A 21,056-nucleotide genomic window follows, 5' to 3' on the forward strand; every position below is an offset into this window, starting at 1 on the left:
CGGCAGCCATGCAGACCAGCAGTGACAATATCCTTTCGGCCACAAGGATCGAAAAGGGCTTTCCCGGCACGAAGGCGCTAGACAGGGTAGATTTTCACCTGCGGCGCGGCGAGGTTCACGCGCTCCTCGGGGAGAATGGCGCCGGCAAATCGACGCTTATCAAATGCCTGACGGGCGCCTATCGCCGGGATGGCGGCAGCATGCTGCTCGACGGAGCCGAGGCCGACCCGCGCGACACGTTCGATGCCCAGAGGCTGGGCATCGGGACCGTTTACCAGGAGGTCAACCTGCTGCCGAACCTCACCGTTGCCGAGAACCTCTTTCTCGGACGGCAGCCCCGCCGCTTCGGCATGGTGGACACGCGCACCATGAATCGCAAGGCGCGGGAATTGCTCGCGGAATACGAACTCGATATCGACGTCACCCGTGATCTCGCGAGCTACTCCGTGGCGATTCAGCAGGTCGTGGCCATCGCCCGGGCCGTGGATCTTTCCGGCAAGGTCCTGATTCTGGACGAACCGACCGCAAGCCTCGACGCGCACGAGGTGGAGATGCTCTTCCGCATCGTACGCCGCCTCAAGGAACGCGGGCTCGGCATCATCTTCATCACCCACTTCCTGGAACAGGTCTACGCCATCTCCGATCGCATCACCGTTCTGCGGAACGGGCAGTTGGTCGGCACGCGCAACGCGGCCGATCTCGACCGGCGCGAGCTGATCGCAATGATGATCGGTCGGGAACTGGCGACAGAGATCCATTCCGCCCATTCCGACGCGGTCGCGGGTGAGCCACGCTACAGTTTCCGAAACTTTGGCCGCCGCGGAAAGATCGACCCCTTCGATCTCGATGTCCGCGCCGGCGAGGTCGTCGGCATGGCAGGCCTGCTCGGCTCAGGGCGGACGGAAACCGCCGAAATCCTCTTCGGCGCCCATCGCGCCGATAGCGGTACGGCCGAGATCGATGGCCGGACCGTCGATCTTTCCTCGCCGCGTGCCGCAATCCGGCAGAAGTTCGGCTTCTGCCCCGAGGACCGCAAGACCGCCGGCATCGTCGGCGACCTGTCCGTGCGCGAGAATATCGTGCTCGCCCTTCAGGCAAGGCGCGGCTGGACCCGCCCGATTCCGCGCGCGGAGCAGAACCGGCTCGCGGACCACTACATCCGGGCACTCGATATCCGCACGGCGGATCGCGAGAAACCGATCAGGCTGCTTTCCGGCGGCAATCAGCAAAAGGCCATCCTGGCGCGCTGGCTCGCGACCGAACCGGAACTGCTCATCCTCGACGAGCCGACGCGCGGCATCGACGTCGGGGCGCATGCGGAAATCATCAGGCTCATCGAGAGCCTGCGCGAGAAGGGCATGTCGCTCATCGTCATCTCCTCGGAAATAGAAGAACTCGCCGCCTACAGCACGCGGGTCGTCGTCCTTCGCGACCACGCCCACGTTGCCGAACTCGATGGCGCTCAATTGACTGCCCATCGGATCGTCGAAGCGATCGCTGCGACCAACGGGAGGGAAGCGTCTTGATTCCGATCATGCGGACCTATGCCGGCCGCCTGCTGCCGCAGCTCATCGCATTAGCGGCAATTGTCATAGCGATTTCAATCGTCTTTCCCGGTTTTCTAAACCTGCAGATCCAGAATGGTCGTCTGTATGGAAGTATGATCGACATCCTCAACCGCGGCGCGCCCGTCGTTCTTCTGGCGATCGGAATGACCGTCGTCATCGCTACCAAGGGGATCGATCTTTCGGTCGGCGCGGTTATGGCGATCTGCGGCGCAGTTGCCGCCTCGCTGATCACGTCGGGGCATTCGCTTGCCGAGACCCTCCTCGCCACGCTCGCGGTCGGCATTATCTGCGGCATCTGGAACGGGGTTCTGGTCGCCGTCCTCGACATCCAACCGATCATCGCGACTCTCGTGCTGATGGTGGCGGGGCGCGGCATAGCCCAGCTCATCACCGAGGGAACCATTCTAACTTTCAATGATCCCGGCCTGATCTTCATCGGCAGCGGTTCCTTTGCCGGCCTGCCCATGCCGATCGTGATCTGGCTGGTTTTCGGCCTGCTCGTCGCCCTTCTCGTTCGGCGGACGGCGCTCGGCATGCTGATCGAGGCGATCGGCATCAACCGGCAGGCAAGCACGCTCTCGGGCGTGCTCACCCCCGTCCTGCTCGTGGCCGCTTACGTGCTCTCGGGTCTCTGCGCCGCGATTGCCGGCATCATCGCCGCCGCCGACATCCGGGGCGCCGATGCCAACAATGCTGGTCTCTGGCTGGAACTCGACGCCATTCTGGCGGTGGTCGTCGGCGGCACATCCCTGCTCGGCGGCCGCTTCAGCATTGCGGCGTCGGTGCTGGGCGCCGTCATCATCCAGGCGATCAATACCGGCATTCTCCTGTCCGGCTTCCCGCCCGAGTTCAACCTCATCATCAAAGCGGCGATCATCATCTTCATCCTGGTGCTCCAGTCACCGCGCTTCCGCACGGGGGTCTCGTTTCTGAGTATCCCGAAGGCAGCCGGCAAGCCGACCGAGCGAGAAGCGAAATGAAGCAGAAATATCTTCCACTTACGGCGACGATCTTGATCTTTGTCTTAAGTTACGCGCTCTGCGTCGCGCAGTATCCGAACATGCTCTCGACCCGCGTGATCGGAAACCTTCTGACCGACAATGCCTTCCTCGGCATCGCCGCCGTCGGCATGACCTTCGTCATCCTCTCGGGCGGCATCGATCTGTCGATCGGCGCTGTGATCGCATTTGCCGGTGTGTTTCTGGCCGTCGTACTCGAGCATGGCGGCATGCATCCGCTCGTCGCCTTCGCGTTGCTGCTGGCCATCACGACGCTGTTCGGAGCGCTGATGGGGGCGATCATCCACTATCTCGAAATGCCGGCTTTCATCGTTACGCTCGCCGGCATGTTCCTCGCCCGCGGCATGGCCTTCGTACTGTCGATCGACTCCATTCCGATCAAGCACCCCTTCTACGCGACCTTGAAGAGCCTCTATTTCAAGTTGCCCGGCGGCGGCCGCATCACCCTCATAGGCGGCCTGATGCTGTTCGTCTTCGCGGTCGGCATTCTCATCGCCCACCGGACCCGCTTCGGCACGAATATCTATGCGCTCGGCGGCGGCACGGCGACGGCAAAGCTCATGGGCGTTCCGGTTGCCGCCACCACGATCCGGATCTACGCGCTGTCCGGGCTGCTCGCCGGCCTGTCGGGCATCGTCTTCTCGCTCTATACCTCCGCCGGATACTCGCTGGCCGCCGTCGGCGTCGAGCTGGACGCCATCACCGCCGTCGTCATCGGCGGGACACTGCTTACCGGCGGATCCGGCTTCGTTGCCGGAACGTTGGTCGGCATCCTCATCCAGGGTCTCATCCAGACATACATCACGTTCGACGGCACACTTTCGAGCTGGTGGACGAAGATCCTGATCGGTCTCCTGCTCTTTGCCTTCATCCTGTTGCAGAAGGGGATCATCCACCTGTCGCGCCCCGAACGGCAGCGGGCGTAGCCGCGGGACCGGGTGCCATGCCGGGGACCTTCGGAAATCAACGCGGCAAACGCACGAGCCACAGGCTCGTCGTCGAGGAGCTTGGCCAGGCGGTGGTCGGCGGCGAGTTTGCGATCGGCGAGACGCTGCCGGGCGACACGGATCTCGCCGCGCGCTTCAGCGTATCGCGCACCGTACTGCGCGAAGCGATGAAGACACTTGCCGCCAAAGGCCTCGTCGTCGCCCGCGCCCGCATCGGCACGCGCGTGCTGCCCCGGGCGCACTGGAACCTCTTCGACAGCGACGTGCTCACCTGGCATTTCGGCGCCGGTGTCGACGAGGATTTCCTGCGTCATGTGAGCGAGGTGCGGTTGGCCCTCGAACCCTATGCGGCGGCACTGGCGGCGCGCCGCGCCAGCGATGCGGACATCGCCCGGATGATGCGGCTTGCCGTCGCGATGGGCGATGCCAGCCACAGCCCCCACACGCTGGCGCTCGCAGATCTCGAATTCCACCTCCGCCTCCTGGAAGCCTCGCTCAATCCGTTCATGCGGACGGTCGGCAGCCTGATCGAGGCGGCGCTGATGGGCGTTTTTCAGCTTACCAGCCCGACAGCCGATGAAACGGAGATCGACCGCGTCGCGATCGCGCATATCCGCATCGTCGAGGAAATCCGCCGCCGCGACGAGGAAGGCGCGCGCAACGCGATGGAACACGTGATCCGCGTCGGTCAGGAGCGGTTGATCATGGATCTGAGGGGCCGGGAGAGTTAGCGAGGCGATGGCCCCTAATCCGGCCTGCCGGCCACCTTCTCCCCGCAGGCGGGGCGAAGAGGACTCGCGGGACCCTCCGCCTCACTTACGAGCCGCTGAGAGGCCTGTGACGCAGCCGCTTGCCCCTTCTCCCCGTCAAGACGCGTCAAGACGGGGAGAAGGTCGCGGCAGCGGGATGAGGGGCGGCGCGAGACGTGATTTGGGCGTCCAATGGCGCTTTTTGCGGTTCGAGGCGCTTCCCCGTTTCCGCATCGAAGAGATGCAATTGCTTCGGGTCAATCGCCAGACCGATAAGCTCCCCGCCCGCTGCAGCGGAGCGTCCGGTCTCCACGACCATGAGTTCCGGCTGGGTCGCGGAGGTTATGTAGGTGGCCGAGCCGGTCGACTCCACGACGCCGACGGGAATATCGAATGCACCCTGCCCGGCGCCGACGATGCGGATGTGTTCCGGCCGAATGCCCACCGTGACCGATGCCCCCGGCCGAACCGGGTCGATGAGCGAGAAGCTCGCCCTTGTGGCGCCGAGGTCGAGAGCCAAATGGCTGCCGTCCGCCTCCACGACCGCCGGAATGAAGTTCATCGCCGGCGAGCCGATGAAACCTGCAACGAAGCGGTTGGCCGGTCTGTCGTAGAGATCGAGCGGGCGGCCCTGCTGCTCGATGACCCCGTCGCGCATGACGACGACATGGTCCGCCATGGTCATTGCCTCGATTTGATCGTGGGTCACATAGACGGAGGTCGCCCCCAGCCGGTCATGCAGCGCCCGGATCTCCTTGCGCATATGCACGCGCAGCGCCGCATCGAGATTGGACAAGGGCTCGTCGAAGAGGAATGCCTTGGGATGACGAATGATGGCGCGGCTCATCGCAACCCGCTGGCGTTGCCCGCCGGAGAGTTCGCGAGGATAGCGCTTCATGAGGTGGGAAAGACCGGTGGTCGTCGCCACTTCGGCCGCCGCCTTCAGGGCCTCCGCTTTTTTCACGCCGCGTATGCGCAGGCTGTAGGTCAGATTCTCCTCCACCGTCATATGGGGGTAGAGCGCATAGGACTGGAAGACCATTGCGACGTCGCGCTTGCGCGGCGGAACGTCGTTCATCCGCGCCCCGGCGATCTTCATCTCACCGGCCGAAATCTTCTCGAGCCCGGCCAGAGACCGCAGGAGCGTGGACTTGCCGCAGCCGGAAGGCCCGACAAGGGCAACGAAGGTCCCCTCCTCTATCGCGAGATCGATGTCCTTGAGTGCGTGGTAGGAACCGTAGAATTTGTTGACGCCGTTGAGCTCGATCTGAAGGGTCATTTGAGGGCTCCTGAAGTGAGGCCGGAAACGATGCGGCGCTGCAAGAGGATGAAAGCGGCAAGGATGGGCGTCACATAGATCGTGGCATAGGCCATGATATTGTTCCATTCATTGGTATTCGGCCCCATGAAGGTGTTGAGGCCGACACTTGCGGGCTGCAGTTCGACGGCCTGGATCATCGATTTCGAATAGACGAATTCGCCGAAGGCCTGCATGAAGATCAGGATCGCGCTCACGAGAATGCCGTTCCGGGCGAGCGGCAGCACGATGTTGAAGAAGGCGCCGATGCGCGAATTGCCGTCGACGAGCGCTGCCTCTTCGAGCTCCATCGGCACGCTCATGAAGGTCGCGCGGACGAGGACCACGAAGAAGGGCATGCTTTTGGCAGCGATCGCCAGGATCACGGCAAGACGCGGCGTATCGAGGAGGCCCACTTGCGAGAAGCCGACGAAAATCGGCGTCACCATCAGCGAAGCGGGCAACACCTGAAGCATCAGGATGAGAAACAGGCCGATGTCCACCCAGACGTTGCGATAGCGCGCGAGCACATAGGCGCAACCGACGCCGAGCACGGCGATCAGCGCCACCGAGCCGAAAGCGATGACGAGCGAATTCCAGAGATACCGCGCCATGTTGCGGCTCTCCCAGACGAAGGCGTAGATGCTCCATTGTGGCTCGCTCGGCCAGAATTTCGGCGGGGTCGCAAACATCGCCGACCCGGTCTTCAGGGCGGTGATGTACATCCAGTAGAGCGGGAAGAGATAGATGGCCGCGAGCACGAGCGCGACAGCCAGCATCAACCGGTTGCGGAAAGTGTCGCTCATCCTCTGACCTCATGGCGCGTTGAGCGGACATAGACGACGGAGGCGAACATCACGAAGACGATCATGATCACCGAGATCGTCGCGCCCTTGGCGAAATCATACTGGCGGAAGGAAAGGTCCCAGGCCCAGTATTGCGTGACATTGGAGGTATTGTTCGGCCCTCCGGACGTGATGGCGGCGAAGAGATCGAATTGCTGCAAAGTGAAGATGAGCCCGAGCGCGACAATGGCACCGATCGTCGAGCGCATCATCGGCAGAGTGATCGTCCAGAAGCGCTGGAACGCATTGGCACCGTCGAGCTCGGCCGCCTCGTAGAGGTCCTTCGGAATACCTGACAGGCCGACCGAAAGCAGGATCATGTTGAATGACGTGCCGAGCCAGATATTGGCGATGATCACGGCCCAGAGCGAATAGTTCGGGTCCGAACGCCAGAAGATGTTGTCGGAAATCACGCCTGTTTCCCGCAGCAGAAAATTGAGGACGCCGAAATCACCCGAGAGAATCCAGTTCCAGATGGCGCCGACCACGAGGCCCGGCATGACCCAGGAGACGAGGAAGAGGCCGCGCAGCCACGACGCACCGGGGAAATTGACCCAGAAGAACAGCGCGAGACCGAAGCCTATGAGGAACTGCCCGGCGATCGAGGCGGTCACGAAGATGGCCGTGTTGAGGAGAATGGGCCAGGTTTCGGGTTGAGCGAAAAGGTCGATATAATTCTTGAAGCCCACGAACGGCCGCGAAAAGCTGCCGAGGCTGAACATGTCGACTTCCTGGAAGCTCATCACGACATTGTAGACAAGCGGCAGTCCGGAGAGGACGAACAGGAATGCGAGCGGCAAGCTCACAAGGCCGATATCGAAGCCCCTGCCATCCGTAATGCTCGATAGAATTCTTTTCATTGGCGATCACCTGTCCCTTGGCCGAGTCTTGCGCGGCCTATGCAGCGGCGACCCCGGCCGAAGCCGGGGATCGCCTCTCTCGGGAGAAAATCCTGGGCGGATCGTCGCTACAATCCACCAGTGAACTCCATTTGCCGTTTAGATCATTCCAGGAAAAGCACTTGCGGGCTCAGCCGAGAACCGCCTTTATCTTCTCGGCCGCCTGGTCGAGCGCTTCCTTGGAACTCATCTGCCCGGTAAGCGCCGCCTGGATGGCGTCCTGAATAGCTTTGGAGATCTTCGGCCATGCGGGATGGGGGCCGCGGGGCTTCGCATATTTCAGCTGTTCCACGAAGACCTGGAGAGCCGCGTCCTTTTTCGGCTCGCCGGTCGCCGGGATGGCGATGTCGGAGCGCGGCGGCAGTTGCCCGAAGTCCTTGAACATCCGGTCGTCCTGCGAAACGAAATATTCGAGGACCTTGAAGGCTTCTTCCGGATGCTCGGTATTCGCGAAGACCGCCCAGTTGAAATCGCCCATGGCCGAAGAGCGTTCAGCGCCGACTTCCGGTACGGGCAGCAGCGCTACGCCCCAATCGAACTTCGCTTCCTCGAGCATACGATCGATTTCCCAGGGACCGGAGATCGCCATGGCCGCGTTGCCGGAATTGAAGGTACCGGTGGCGTCCCATTGGCTGCGTGTCAGCGTGTCGGGCGAGGCGAGCTTCTGGTCGATGATCGTTTTCCAGACGTCCAGCGCCTTGACCGCGCCCTCGGCGTTGATGTTGTCGTAACCGCCGCCGGCCATCTGCGCCCAGGGGAGGAACTGGAATGTCCCCTCCTCGTTGGCTTTGGCCGAGAAGGTGATGCCGTAGACGTTCTGAGCCGGGTCGGTCAGCTTGCGCGCCGCCTCGACGAGTTCGTCCCAGGTTTGCGGAGGCTTGTTCGGGTCCAGGCCCTTGGCCTTGAACATGTCCTTGTTGTAGTAAAGGGCGATCGTGTTGGTTGCCTTGGGGACGCCGTAATATTTCCCGTCCCAGGTCACGGAGGCGAGTGGCCCCTTGAAGTAGTTCTCCGGCTTGACGACCGAGGACTTCGCGATCATCTGGCTCAGATCGAGAAATGCACCGCGGGACGCAAAGAGCGCGTGTTCGGGATTGTCGACAGCGATGATGTCCGGCGCCTGCCCCGTCGAATAGGCTCGCATCGCTTCGCTGACCACGTCGTCGAACTGGATCTGCCGATATTCCACTTTAATACCGGTGTTCAGCTTGTTGAAATCTTTTATCAAGTTCGGTGCCGGCTGGATGTCCCGGTCCAGCGACCAGACACTGATCGTTACATCCTCAGCGCTTGCCGAAAAGGCCGGCAAGGAAACACTGGCAAGGGCGAATGCACCCAGCATTGCATATTTACGGATACCCATGGACTCCTCCTCTTTCGGGTTTTTCCGAGGGCCGGCGCCCCCCGTGCCGGCCGTCGTTCATGTCTCAGGCCGGATCGGCGACGAAGTCGCCGCCACGGCAGCCTTTCAGGTAATTCAGAGCGTGCACCTGGCCCGTCATTTCCAGCGCATCGCGGTATACCGGGTCATGCCAGCCTTCGATGTCGATCGAACCGGACCAGCCGGCGAGCCGGAGTTCCGAGATGATGTCGGTCCAATTGCTGTCGCCGAACCCGGGCGTGCGCATGAAGACGAACTTCTCCTTGCCGAAGATGCCGTGCTCGCGGATGACGTCCCAGCGGATCGTCGCGTCCTTACCGTGCACGTGGAATATCTTGGGCGCCCATTTGCGGATCTGCGGCAGCGGGTCGATCAGATAGACCATCTGGTGGCAAGGCTCCCACTCCAGACCGATGTTGTCGTCCGGCGTCTCGTTGAAGATGAGTTCCCAGGCGTCCGGATTGTGAGCGATGTTCCAGTCGCCGGTCGCCCAGTTGCCGTCCATGGCGCAGTTCTCGAAGGCGATCTTTACGCCCTTATCGGCGGCGCGCTGGGCGAGCTCGCGCCAGATCTTGCGGTAGCGCGGCAGACTGTCGGTCAGCGGCCGGTTGCGGATGCGTCCCGTAAAGCCGGCGACGCATGTCGCGCCGAAATGATGGGCGTTGTCGATGCAGTCCTTCCAGCCCTGCAGGCTCTGGAGGTCGATGTCGGTCTCCTCCAGCGGATTGCCGAACATGCCGAGCGTCGAGATCGTGATGTCGCGGTCGCCGATTGCCTCACGGCAGCGCTTGCCGAGCTCGGCAAGATCCTGCCCGTTGGTGGTCTGCCAGAAGAAGGGTTCGAAGCTTTCGAACCCCAGATCGGCGATCTCGCCTATGCGCTTCGCGGCTTCGCCCTTTGTGGCGCTGACCATGGTGCCGACGCGGATGGATTTGGCTGGATTGCTCATCAGATGCCTCACTTCAGATTGTCACGCGTTGCCGGGTGCGGGCGCTTTCGATCGCCGCAAAGACCATGGCAAGGCTGTTGAAATTGTCGTCGCCCGCCGTTTCCGGCTTGGTGCCGGAGCGGACCGCAGCGACGAAATCGGCGATGACGCTGGCATGCCCGTGCGTCTCAAGCGGATCGGCTGCTTCGGGAACTTCGACCGGTACGAGCGGACGGAAGAAGCCCTCGCTGCCGGCGACACGGTTCGCGCTCAGCGCCTCGGCGCCGTCCCAGAGCAGCGTGCCCTTGGTGCCTATAATCCGCCACTCGCTCTCCCAGCTCGTATTGGCGCCTTCGGCACACCAGGAACCGCGATAGGTGAAGGTCACATCGTCGGAAAGCTCGAATATCGCGGTGGCGGCCGCGCCGTGCGCGTACCAGGAGCCCTGCGGGTTTTCTTCGTGGCAATACACGGCGAGCGGTGTCTTATCGGCGATGAACCGGGCGGCATCGAAGGTGTGGATCGCCATGTCGAGAAGCAGCACATGTTCCATCTCCTCGCGAAAGCCGCCAAAATGCGCGCCGATGAAGAAGTCGCAGTGGATGCCCGTCAGATCTCCTATCGCGCCGCTTTCGATGAAGCGACGTATGCGGCGTATGCCGGAGATGAAGCGGCGGTTCTGCACGATTGCATGGATCCTGTCCGCATTCCTGGCGAGTTCGATCAGCTCGCGGGCGGCCTCGAGCGAGGCGGCCATCGGCTTCTCGCTCAGCACGTGACAGCCGTGCCTGAGCGCGGTGGCGACCACGTCGCGGCGCGCAGCAGGTACGACGATGTCGAAAAGGATGTCGGGTGCCGTCTCCGTCAACACCGCATCGAGGTCTGAACCGACAACGGCGCCTTCGATCTCGAACTCCGCCGCGAGCGCACGAGCCGCTTCGGGATTGACGTCGATGAGCCCGACGATCCGGATTGCCGACTGGAGTTCGCGGTCCGCGGCGATCGCCTTGAGCCAACCTTTGGCCATAGCTCCGCACCCGCACAGAACTGCGCGCAAAATCACCATTCTCCTCCCACAAACCTTGGTTTCCGGCTTGTTTCGGCCACCGTAAACGTTTACGGAACTATGCGGACTTTCCGAAACATGTCAATAGGGATTCGGAAAGCTCGGTCGATGAGAGGGAAATCGCGGGCTGCTTATGGCCGCCTGCCCGGTTCAACTTCAAAGTATATCGGTCGCGTTGATTGCGGGTCGGTATGACCGGGTTGACCGGTGATTAGAGAGGAAAAGCGCTTCGCATGAAGGGAATTCGGCGCCTGGCGCAGCATCTCGATATTTCGATCGGAACCGTTTCGCGTGCACTGAACGGCCGCCCCGACGTCAATGAGGAGACTCGCAGGCGTGTCCTGGAGGCGGCTGAAAGGCTCGGTTATGTGGCGAACCAGTCCGGCCGCAGCCTGAGGCAGGGCACCACCAACATCATCGGCTTCATGATGCAGACCGGAACGGAGATCACCGGTCAGGGCGACACGTTCTTCATGAGCGTCTTCGACGGCGTGCAGGCAGTTTTCGCCAGGCACAAGCTCGACCTTGTCGCCCTGCTCTGCTCGTCCGAGGAAGATCCGACCGATTACCTGCGCCGCGTCGTCGCGCGCGGTTTTGCCGACGGGTTGATCCTTTCGGCAACCCGGCGTCACGATCCGCGCATAGAGTTTCTGGCCGAACGCAATATCCCCTTCGTAACGCTCGGCCGAAGCCTGACGGATGCCGGCCGCCCCTGGCTCGACCTCGACTTCGAGGGGATGGCGCAGATCGCCATCGACCGTCTGGTTGCGCGCGGACATCGCCGCATCGCGGTCACCCGTCCGCACGACGATGCCAACCTCGGTTATGTCTTCGTCGACCGCTGCCGCGAAGCGCTTGCCGCGCATGGCCTTCCCCTGGAGGAAGAATTGATCTTCCGATCGACGCCGAACGAGACCGGCGGCTATCAGATCGCGCGCGAACTCCTGGCCATCAAGGACCGGCCGACGGCTGCCCTGCTCGTCAATGAGACGATCGCCATCGGCTTCTACCAGGGCCTCTCCGAAGCGGGCGTCAGGCCGGGCCGCGACATTGCAGTGATCGGGCGCTACAGCCCGCATGCACACTTTCTCTCGCCGCCGCTCACCTGCTTCCGCCTGTCGCTGCGCGACCTCGGCATAGCGCTTGCGGAAACGCTGCTGTCGACGATGCCTGCTTTCAAGGACCATTATCCGCAAGCGCTGGTAAACGCAGTCTGGCCGATGGAGCTGGTCGAGGGCGAAAGCGACGGCTTTCTCGTCAATGGGGACGAAAGTCGCGGCTGACATAAGCCCGGCCGGGGTGGATCATTTTACCGATCCGCAGGTTTGAAGCTTGCTGCATGATTCCTTAAATCGGAGCCGATTGCGGGCCAATGTCATGGAGCACGCAAAGTGCTAGGCGGGTTCTGCGCTTGGACGCACCGCCGCCGTAGCGAACCTGCCGGCTGCAGTCCGGATTGGTGACTGCTCCTGAAAGGAGACCCCATGCGCGGATTTCTCTTCCTACTCGCCGGGCTGTCCGCAACGACGGCCTTTGCCCACGACGCTCCAAGCGGTTGGCAGTATCCGAGCGCCTGCTGTTCAACAATGGATTGCCGCAAGGTCGCGCAGACCGCGATCAGCGAGCGACCGCAAGGCTATATCGTCAGAGCTACTGGCGAAGTCCTCCCCTATGCCGACAGCAGGGTTCGAATGTCGCCGGACGGCGAGTACCACTGGTGCTCTGCGGCGGGCAAAGCCTATGGGAAGACGATCTGCCTGTTTGTACCCCCAAGAGCTTATTGAATACCGACGCGTTGAGGACCGCACTTCTCGTCATGCGGTTCTAGCACCGCGCCCCCGATCGGAGCGCGGTACGATCGCGGCCGGCTTCAGCGGGCGTCCGCCGATCCGGGGCCGCTCTCGAGCGTCGACAGTATCTGGTATGCGGCTTTCACGCGGGCAGGAATCGGGTAATTCCTGTTCGCCAGCATCACGATGCCGATGCGCTCGGCCGGGACGAAGGCTGCATAGGCGCCGAAACCGTTGGTCGAGCCGGTCTTGTTGATCCACAGGTTTTCCTGGGGCGCCGCGGGCGGAACGAGCTTGCTGACCTTGTGCGGCTCGAGCGCCATCCGGCTGGAATTGCCGGCAAGCAGATCGTCGAGCTTCGTCGGATAGGGATACATCTCCCAGCCGAGCCCCTGCGTCATGGCCCCGACCTTGAAGTATCCGGTGTGCGTTGCGGCGATCGCGCGCCGGATCGGCTCGTCCAGGCCCGTTCCATCGATGTTTGCCTCAACGAAGCGGATCAGATCGGCAGCGGTCGTCTTTACGCCGTAGGCTTCCGAGTCGAGAACGCCGCGCGTGACGCGGATCGGCTTGCCGGCTTTCGAATAACCATAGGCATAGTCGTCCGCCCGATCCTGCGGAACGGCTATGAAGGTGCTCGTCAGGCCGAATGCCGGGAATATGCTCTTCTCCATCAGATCGGCGAAAGGCTCGCCCATGCTCTTTGCGGCTAGATAGCCGAAGAGGCCGATGCTCGGGTTCGAGTAAAGCCTGTGCGTCCCGGCGGCATAGGTCGGGCGCCAATCTCTGTAGTAGTCGATCATGCTCTCCTGATCGGTAACGGAATCGGGAAACTGCAATGGCAGTCCGCCGGCGGTATAGGTCCCGAGATTGAGAAGGCTGATGTCGTCAAAACGGGTCCCGGCGAGCGCGGGCAGATATTTGCCGGCAGGATCGGATAGGGCCAGATCCCCACGCGCTTCGGCATAGGATGCGAGCATCGCCGTGAAGGTCTTGCTGACCGAGCCGATCTCGAACATCGTTTCGTCGGTGACCTTCTGCCCGCTCTCTCTCGACGCCAGGCCATAGTTGAAGATGTACTTCTTTCCGCGGACGGTGACCGCGATCGCCATTCCCGGAACGCCATGCTCCCTCATCAGCGGCCGGATCGTCTCGTCCACTAAGCGTGCAAGCTCTCCTTCCTCGCCTCGGTCGGCGGCGTGCGCGCCGGCTCCGCAGCAGAGCAAAGCAGCCGCAGCCATTACGAATTTCGTCGCGGAAAAATGTGTCATGACAGGTGTCCAGACCTCGTGTTCGTGTGGATCTCTGCCGCACGGCGGAATGCGGCCGTCCGTCAGCCCGGATGCGCCTGAGCTACGGCGCGTGCCCGGCGCACAACAACCGGAAGAGGCAAACGGACGAGACATGCATATGAGCCCTGTGCGCATTTCACAAACGACAAGATCTTCCGCGAGCCATTAGAAGAACTTGGGCACTGCACTGCATCCGTCGCCTCCGGACCTGGCTTGTAGAGGCCACGAACACGGCGCTACCTGAGCCCGACACCGGAAACCTAGAAATAGATCGTCATGACGATGTCCTGGTCGAAATCGCCGAAACCCTTGCCGAAGATGTTGAGCCCTCCGGGGTTCTCCGCCTTCTCGTCGATGCCTATCCGGAACCGTATCGAATGATGATCCGGTATGCCGAGGGAGTTTATCGTCTGAGTCGACACCATCGCGCCGTCGATCCATGTACCGCGGTCGTCGATGGTCCAGGTCTTGAGCTTGCCGTATTGCGAGCCGCTGAGCTTCCACCAAGCCGGCGAATACATGCCCCGTCGGTCGCCGTAGTCGCCGGGCGACGTCCAGTAGCCGGCCTTGATGCCGTTGATCCAGATGGAGATGTCGGAGGGCCAGTTGGCGTTCGTGGCCGGCGTCTCGGAGCTCAGTTCGGCGGAGAACTCGATCTTGCGGACCGTCCGTCCCGTGACCTTAGCATTGTTCGGAAACTTGTATTCGACATAGCCGCGCGTGAACCAGAGCAGTGCGGCCTGCATGCGCTGCGGATCGAGAAAGACTTCCTGGACGTCGAGCATGCCGATGACGTTGTTGACCGAACAGAGTCCGCAGGGCGCTTCCACCTCGAATTCGGTGAAAAGGCCGATCGGCATGCTGACGGTCACGACGTCGTCTGAAAGATTGGTGCGGTCGTCGAAGCGGATGAGGATCTCGCCGTAGATGCTGGAACAGATCTTCTGATTACCCTTGGTCGCCTTCATCGTATGGGTCTGGATGAGGCCGGCCCTCTCCAGCGACTTGAGGTTGGTTGCCGTCGTCGATTGCGGCAGGCCCATATGGGTCGCGATCTCGTTGACGTTCAGAGGGCCCTTCAGGCGCAGAAGGTTGAGGATCTCGATGCGCGTTGCTGAGCCCAAGGCCTGGACGACATCCGCATCCTTGATCGGGTCCACTGTAAGAAGCTTCGTCTCCATACTCTGCTACTGCCGCTCCGGCTCAGGCGTGATCTGCGCTGATAACACGCCGCTGCGCCAATTGTCGCATTGTTTCGTTTTACGAATTCCGATCCGAGGCGGCCGAAACCGCCGCGGATCGTCGGCTCAGCCCTTGATGCCGGACGACAGCATGAGCGCCTGCGTCACCCTCTTCTGGAAGAGCAGATAGGCGAGCGCGACCGGCATGGCCGCGAGAATGGCGACGGCCATGTCGCGTGCATATTTCACACCGAAGGCGTCGTCGACCTGTGTGATGCCGACGGTCACCGTCATCATCTCCTCCGAATTCGTGACGAGGAACGGCCAGAGGAAGGCGTTCCAGGCCATGATGTAGGTGATGATCGCCAGCGCCGTCGTGATCCCCCAGTTGAGCGGAAGATAAAGCCGGAACAGGATCTGGAAATCGCCGCAGCCGTCGAGCTTTGCCGCCTCGCGCAGTTCCTTCGGCACGGAATCGAAGAACTGCTTGTAGACGATCACGACCACCGGGACGATGAGCTGAGGCAAGATGATGCCGCCCCAGCTGTTGATCAGGCCGAAGCGGTACATCAGCACGAATTGCGAAACGACGAGCGCCTGCGATGGAACCATGAAGCTCGCGAGAATGATCCCGTAAAGGAGCCGCCTTCCCGGAAAGACGATCTGCGACAGCGCATAGGCGCACATGACGCTGATCAGGATCACGACCACGGTGACCGTGATCGAGGTGACGAGCGAGTTCACGTACCAGGTTGCGAGATTGGTCTCGAACAGGGCGAAATAATAGGCCGAGAAGTTGAAGACGTCGGGGATGAAGGTCGTCTTGCTGATAACCTCCTGTTCCGGCTTCATCGACGTCACCGCCGCCCAATAGAGGGGAAAGGCCCACATGCAGGCGACGCACAGGGTAAGAAGCAGAAGAAGGATATTGCCGATGGATTTCCGTTGCATCGCTCAGCGCCCCCTCACGCGCAGAAGCTGGTACTGAAGCACCGATACGGTCACGATGATCAGGAACAGGAAGACCGCCACAGCCGAGCCGAGCCCGCCGTGGTTGAGGCGGAACGCCTCGCGATAGACGAGCTGAAGCAGGACGTAGGTCGAGTTGAAGGGACCGCCTTCCGTCATCAGATAGACCTGATCGAAAATCTTGAGCTGCAGGATGAGTTGCAGTGTCAGGACGAGCGCGGTGACCGGCCAGATCAGCGGCCATGTGATGCGTTTGAAGCATTGCCAGCGCGTCGCGCCGTCGAGCATTGCCGCCTCGTAATAGTCGGTCGGAATATTGCGCAGGCCCGCTATGAAAAGCAGAAGATTGAACCCGTTGGTCCACCAGATGGTGACGAGGGCCACCATGGGCATTGCCCATAAGGGGTCGCGAAAGACACTGATGCGCCTGCCGGTGACGAATTCGATGACATGTTGCGCAATCCCGAACTGCTGGTCGAGTACCCACTCCCAGATCTGCGTGACGACCGAGACCGGCAGGATATAGGGCAGGAAGAACAGCACCAGGATGAGGCTCTGCAGCCAGCCTTTGAGGCGTACGACCATCAGCGCCAGACCGAGACCGATCAGCGTGTTGGGTATGACGGTGAGCACGACGAAATAGCCGGTGTTCCACACCGATGTGAAGAACAGTTTCTGGTTGAGCAGCTTCAGATAATTGTCGAAGCCGACCCACTCGCCTTCGCCGACCAGCGGTGCGTTGGTAAAGCTCAAGGCGAACATCTTATAGACGGGATAGGCGAAGACCGTCAGATAGGTGATCACGAACGGTGTGATCATCAGAACCGCGGTCAGCGTCTTGCTCCGTCTCTCGCTCGTCATCACCGAAATAGTCCTCCCGTGCCGAATTTACGAACCACCGGCCGGCAACGGTGGCCGGCCGGTTCATTGATCTACGCGTTACATCTGGCTCTTCAGTTCTTCACGCATCTGCTCGATGGCATCCGCCGGATCGAGCTGGCCATTCAAGGCAGGCACGATGAAATTCTGCGTCGCCTCGTAGATCGGTCCGCCAACGCCTGCCAGCGGCGAGACAGGATCGAAAACCGCGGTGTCGGCGAGCTTGACGTAGGTCGAATTCGGCTGCATGGCCTTGAATTCGGCGCTTTCGGTTACTGGTTTGTAGGCCGGAATGTGGCCAGCGCCGGCCCAGGAGATGCTGTGTTCGTTCATCCAGGCAATGATCTGGAGAACGGCTTTCAGCTTCTCCGGCGAGATCGGTTTTTCTTCGCTGTTCGGAACGGCAAAGGCATGGGAGTCCGCCCAGGTCGCAGGCTGTCCCATCAGAACCGGGATTTGGATAGCGCCCCATTCGAAGCCGAGATTGTTGTTCTTCTCGAGATCGACCATCGTCGGCACTTCCCAAACGCCGTTGATGTGCATGGCCGCCTTGCCGGAGGTGAAGAGAGCGATCGAAGCCTCATAGGATATGAGCTGCGGCGAATAGCCGGACGAAACCCAGTTGGCCATCGATGTCAGCGCCTTGACGCCGGCCTCCCCCGGCAGGATCTCCTCGCCTTCGATGAATTTGGCGCCCTGCTGGGAAAGGAGCGTGTAGAATACCCGCCACATCGAGCCGCCTTCGTCGGTGTGGAGCGAAAGCGGGTATTGGACCTTGCCGGTCGTCTTGATCTTTTCGAGGGCGGCGTTGAAGTTGTCGAGACCGTCCAGGCCCTTCGGCAGGCCGTCGTCCCCGAGCAGGCCCGCCTCCTTCAGGATGTTCTTGTTATAGTAGAGGACAACCGAATGGACATCGAAGGGAACGCCATAGGTCTTGCCGTCGCCAGAAGCCGAGTTCCAGCTCGCTTCGACATAGTTTTCCTTCTTGATGCCTGCTGCCTCGAGTTCCTCAGGTGCCAGCGGCCGCAGAACGCCCGAGGGAATGGCAAGCGGGAAGCGTGACAGATGATAGGTCATGATGTCGGGCTGCTGGCCGACGGCGGCCGCCGTCTGAACCTTGCTGTAGAAGGGCACGCCCCATTCAAGCGTGGTCGCGTTGATGCGGATGTCGGGGTGCGTGTCGTTGAACTCCTTGATGAGCGCCTTCATGCGGACGCCGTCGCCGCCGCTGAGGAAGTCCCACCAGGTAATGTCCGTCTGTGCATGGGCAACTGCCGAAGGCAGGATCGCCAGCGCACCCGCAAGGGCAAGTTTCAGTAGCTTCTTCACGTCTCTCTCCTCCTGTTTTGAAGTTCAATCCATCGCCTTTTGCCGCATTGCTCCTCGCCCGGATGTCCTCCCATCCGAAACCGCTTTCAACGGAGCCGCTCGCCGCTTCCCTCGAAGGCGAACATCTCCTCGGGTGCCAAGGTCAGGCGGACCGCCTGCTTGGGTTGCGGCCGCTCCTCACCCCGGCACTCGATAGTCATTTCCTCGCCCGTCACCGTGAGGGCATGCAGGTAGCCGGTCCCGCCGAGTTCCTCGATGAACTCGGCCGTCACGTCCAGGCCAACGCCGCCTTCCCGTTCGCCGAGCGTGATGTGCTCCGGCCTCACCCCGACGAAAATCTCTTCGCCCACGGCGGGACCCGTCCGTGCCGGAATTTCGAACGGAACCCCGGGGGCGTCGTGGAGCTCGATCGTGAGCCTGTCGCCGCTGCCGGGAACGACCCGGGCCTTCAGGAAATTCATCCCCGGCGATCCGATGAAGCCCGCAACGAACATGTTGTCCGGATTTCGATAAAGCTCGAGGGGCGCGCCCGTTTGTTGAACCACGCCTGCCTTCAGCACGACGATCCTGTCCGCCAGCGTCATCGCCTCGACCTGATCGTGGGTGACATAGACCATCGTCGCCCCGATCTGGCGGTGCAGCCGGGCGATCTCCATGCGCATCTTGACCCTGAGCTCGGCATCGAGATTCGAAAGCGGCTCGTCGAAAAGGAAGACCCGCGGCTCGCGCACGATTGCGCGCCCGATTGCGACCCTCTGACGCTGGCCGCCCGAAAGCTGGCTCGGCTTGCTGTCCAGATAGTCCGAGAGCCGAAGGATTTCCGCGGCTGCCTTGACCTTCTGCTCGATCTCCGCCTTCGGCCGGCGGGCGATGGAAAGGCTGAACGCCATGTTGTCGAATACGGAGAGGTGCGGATAGAGCGCATAGGACTGGAAGACCATGGCGACGCCGCGCTTCGATGGCTCCTTGTGGGTGACGTCCTCGGCATCGATCCTGATTTCGCCGCCGGTCGTCTCCTCCAGCCCCGCGATCATGCGCAACAGTGTCGACTTCCCGCAGCCCGAGGGCCCGACGAAGACAGCGAATTCGCCCTGCCCTATTTCTATATCGACACCATGGATCACCTTCACGGCGCCGAACGACTTGCTGACGCCGGTCAATTTGATTCCGGACATTGAACCTCCCGGGCCTGAAAGGCTTATGCAGAAGCGACGGACAAGAGGACGAAGTGGTAGGAGCGCGGCGGCAGCGAGCCGACCAGCGTCCCCGTATCGTCCATCGTGAGTTCCTTGCCGGACTTGGGAACGATGCGGTTCTGATCCTCGACCGAGTTACGCGCCTTCAGGTCGTCGCCCGCGAGCATCTGGTGCTCGACGATCTTCGCCCCCTTGAAGCCCTGAAGATCGACGGTGAGGCCGAGCGGCTCGTCGAGGCTGCGGTTGATCGCGAAGACGGCGATCGACTTGCCGTCCTCGTGCAGCACCGCCGACAGGTCGAGATAGGGTACGTCCTGAGCCACCTCGCAATCGTAGGTGGGGCCGGACTGCGCGACGGTGAGCGCAGTGCCACGGCCGTATTTCGAGGCATATTGAAGCGGATAGTAGATCGACTGCCGCCAGGCGGGACCTCCGGCCTTGGTGAGGATCGGCGCGATGACATTGACGAGCTGTGCCATGCAGGCGATCTTGACGCGGTCCGATCTCCGGATGAAGACGTTCAGCAGAGAGCCGACGAAGATCGCATCCTCGAGATTGTAGAGCTCTTCCAGCAGCGGCGGCGCTTCCGGCCAGTCCCAGCTGGCAATCCGCTCGCCATCCTCCTTGCGGTCGTGATACCAGACGTTCCACTCGTCGAAGCAGATCTTGACGTCGCGCTTCGAACGCTTCTTCGCCTTGATGTAGTCGATCACGCCGCCGATCGTCACGATGTACCGGTCCAGTTCGATCGCCTTGGCATAGTAATTGAGGGTGTCCTGCTCCTCGTTGCCGAAATATTTGTGCAGCGAGATGTAGTCGACGCTGTCGTAGCTGGCCTCGAGAACCGTCGCCTCCCATTCCGGGTAGGTCTTCATCTTGTCGTTCGAGGAGCCGCAGACGACGGTCTCCAGCGTCTTGTCGAAATACTTGAAGGCCTTGCTTACCTCGTTGGCGAGATGGCCGTATTCGGCCGCACTCTTGTGACCGACCTGCCAAGGTCCGTCCATCTCGTTCCCCAGGCACCAGATGCGCACATTGTGCGGCTCCTTGTAGCCATGCTTTGAGCGCAGATCGCTCCAATAGGTGCCGCCGGGATGATTGCAGTATTCGAGGAAGTTGCGAGCGTCGTCGAGACCGCGCGAGCCGAGATTCATCGCCAGCATCATCTCGGTACCCGCGAGCTTCGCCCAATCGGCGAACTCATTGACCCCAACCTGGTTGGTTTCGCGCGTGCGCCAGGCAAGATCGAGGCGCACCGGACGCTCCTCGCGCGGCCCGATCCCGTCCTCCCAGCGGTAAGCGGAAACGAAGTTGCCGCCGGGATAGCGGACGATCGGCATATCGAGATCCCGCACCATATCCAAAACATCGGTTCGAAAGCCGTCCTTATCCGCGTTTTCGTGGCCGGGCTCATAGATGCCCGTATAAACGGCACGGCCCATGTGCTCCAGGAACGAGCCGTATACCCGCTTGTCGACGGACGAGATTGTATATTCCCGATTAAGGGTAGCCTTCGCTCGCATGATGTTTCCTCATTTATTGAAGTCGATTTTGGATGAAGCTAAATTGTATGATTTTTTATTTCAAGAGTTTTGTTTTATATCAAAATTTCCGATACACATGGTGCAGCTTGCGCGTTTTTTTGGGTTTTATCCTGCCGGAATCCGGAAGTGCACGGCGTTTCGCTGAGGCCCGCGGAACGATCCCCCGGCCAACCGATT

The 21,056-nt window shown here is 61.4% G+C and carries 19 protein-coding genes; 6 read left to right on the plus strand and 13 right to left on the minus strand.

Going from position 1 to position 21,056, the window contains the following annotated elements:
* Positions 1–8: 8 nt before the first annotated feature.
* The 4 genes from ytfR to M1D43_RS22235 are packed head-to-tail and all read left to right on the plus strand — an operon-like array spanning position 9 to position 4,265.
* Positions 9–1,526 carry a galactofuranose ABC transporter, ATP-binding protein YtfR gene (gene ytfR / locus M1D43_RS22220; RefSeq protein WP_013850593.1) on the plus strand — a complete coding sequence of 506 codons (1,518 nt, stop codon included), beginning with the start codon at positions 9–11 and terminating at the stop codon, positions 1,524–1,526.
* An 8-nt stretch (positions 1,527–1,534) separates the two neighbouring features.
* The gene (locus M1D43_RS22225; protein ID WP_033045625.1) at positions 1,535–2,548 is read left to right on the plus strand and encodes an ABC transporter permease; all 1,014 of its coding nucleotides are present in this window, start codon (positions 1,535–1,537) and stop codon (positions 2,546–2,548) included.
* The gene (gene yjfF / locus M1D43_RS22230; protein ID WP_010975873.1) at positions 2,545–3,513 is read left to right on the plus strand and encodes a galactofuranose ABC transporter, permease protein YjfF; all 969 of its coding nucleotides are present in this window, start codon (positions 2,545–2,547) and stop codon (positions 3,511–3,513) included. Before M1D43_RS22225 ends, yjfF begins: the two co-directional genes overlap by 4 nt.
* Before the next feature lie 17 nt (positions 3,514–3,530).
* Positions 3,531–4,265, plus strand: a complete 735-nt coding sequence (locus tag M1D43_RS22235; RefSeq protein ID WP_014527115.1) for a FadR/GntR family transcriptional regulator — start codon at positions 3,531–3,533, stop codon at positions 4,263–4,265.
* Between the two features lie 145 nt (positions 4,266–4,410).
* On the opposite strand, the gene M1D43_RS22240 is transcribed toward M1D43_RS22235, so the two are convergent.
* The 6 genes from M1D43_RS22240 to M1D43_RS22265 all read right to left on the minus strand — a co-directional run bounded on the left by M1D43_RS22240 (position 4,411) and on the right by M1D43_RS22265 (position 10,660).
* Entirely contained in the window at positions 4,411–5,562 is a 1,152-nt protein-coding gene (locus M1D43_RS22240; RefSeq protein WP_010975875.1) for an ABC transporter ATP-binding protein, read from the minus strand.
* Positions 5,559–6,386 carry a carbohydrate ABC transporter permease gene (locus tag M1D43_RS22245; protein ID WP_004434577.1) on the minus strand — a complete coding sequence of 276 codons (828 nt, stop codon included), beginning with the start codon at positions 6,384–6,386 and terminating at the stop codon, positions 5,559–5,561. The genes M1D43_RS22240 and M1D43_RS22245 overlap by 4 nt, the downstream gene beginning before the upstream one ends.
* A complete protein-coding gene (locus M1D43_RS22250; protein ID WP_010975876.1) occupies positions 6,383–7,285 on the minus strand; it encodes a carbohydrate ABC transporter permease in 903 nt (300 codons plus the stop codon). The genes M1D43_RS22245 and M1D43_RS22250 overlap by 4 nt, the downstream gene beginning before the upstream one ends.
* Before the next feature lie 169 nt (positions 7,286–7,454).
* A complete protein-coding gene (locus M1D43_RS22255) occupies positions 7,455–8,687 on the minus strand; it encodes an ABC transporter substrate-binding protein (RefSeq protein ID WP_013850587.1) in 1,233 nt (410 codons plus the stop codon).
* Positions 8,688–8,751: 64 nt separating this feature from the next.
* Entirely contained in the window at positions 8,752–9,654 is a 903-nt protein-coding gene (locus M1D43_RS22260; RefSeq protein WP_010975878.1) for a sugar phosphate isomerase/epimerase family protein, read from the minus strand.
* 13 nt (positions 9,655–9,667) lie between these two features.
* Complete coding sequence (locus M1D43_RS22265) at positions 9,668–10,660, minus strand: Gfo/Idh/MocA family protein (protein WP_014530352.1); 993 nt, start codon at positions 10,658–10,660, stop codon at positions 9,668–9,670.
* A gap of 272 nt (positions 10,661–10,932) precedes the next feature.
* Between M1D43_RS22265 and M1D43_RS22270 the strand changes: the two genes are divergently transcribed.
* Both M1D43_RS22270 and M1D43_RS22275 read left to right on the plus strand, forming a co-directional pair.
* Entirely contained in the window at positions 10,933–11,982 is a 1,050-nt protein-coding gene (locus M1D43_RS22270; RefSeq protein WP_010975880.1) for a LacI family DNA-binding transcriptional regulator, read from the plus strand.
* A gap of 201 nt (positions 11,983–12,183) precedes the next feature.
* Positions 12,184–12,483 (plus strand): hypothetical protein, encoded by a 300-nt coding sequence (locus tag M1D43_RS22275; protein WP_004434550.1) that lies wholly within the window; start codon positions 12,184–12,186, stop codon positions 12,481–12,483.
* A gap of 86 nt (positions 12,484–12,569) precedes the next feature.
* Here the strand turns inward: M1D43_RS22275 and ampC are convergent, their stop codons facing one another.
* The 7 genes from ampC to arfA all read right to left on the minus strand — a co-directional run bounded on the left by ampC (position 12,570) and on the right by arfA (position 20,858).
* A complete protein-coding gene (gene ampC / locus M1D43_RS22280) occupies positions 12,570–13,760 on the minus strand; it encodes a class C beta-lactamase (protein ID WP_014527113.1) in 1,191 nt (396 codons plus the stop codon).
* Between the two features lie 281 nt (positions 13,761–14,041).
* Positions 14,042–14,962: an ArsR/SmtB family transcription factor gene (locus M1D43_RS22285; protein WP_010975882.1), complete on the minus strand. Its 921-nt coding sequence runs from the start codon at positions 14,960–14,962 to the stop codon at positions 14,042–14,044.
* Between the two features lie 126 nt (positions 14,963–15,088).
* Positions 15,089–15,913: a carbohydrate ABC transporter permease gene (locus M1D43_RS22290; protein ID WP_004434537.1), complete on the minus strand. Its 825-nt coding sequence runs from the start codon at positions 15,911–15,913 to the stop codon at positions 15,089–15,091.
* Between the two features lie 3 nt (positions 15,914–15,916).
* Entirely contained in the window at positions 15,917–16,792 is an 876-nt protein-coding gene (locus M1D43_RS22295; protein ID WP_010975883.1) for a carbohydrate ABC transporter permease, read from the minus strand.
* 78 nt (positions 16,793–16,870) lie between these two features.
* The gene (locus M1D43_RS22300) at positions 16,871–18,139 is read right to left on the minus strand and encodes an ABC transporter substrate-binding protein (protein WP_013850583.1); all 1,269 of its coding nucleotides are present in this window, start codon (positions 18,137–18,139) and stop codon (positions 16,871–16,873) included.
* 86 nt (positions 18,140–18,225) lie between these two features.
* Positions 18,226–19,314 (minus strand): ABC transporter ATP-binding protein, encoded by a 1,089-nt coding sequence (locus M1D43_RS22305; RefSeq protein ID WP_010975885.1) that lies wholly within the window; start codon positions 19,312–19,314, stop codon positions 18,226–18,228.
* Between the two features lie 23 nt (positions 19,315–19,337).
* Complete coding sequence (gene arfA / locus M1D43_RS22310) at positions 19,338–20,858, minus strand: arabinosylfuranosidase ArfA (protein ID WP_010975886.1); 1,521 nt, start codon at positions 20,856–20,858, stop codon at positions 19,338–19,340.
* Between the last annotated feature and the right edge of the window lie 198 nt (positions 20,859–21,056).

This window comes from Ensifer sp. R1-3 (genome assembly GCF_056739175.1).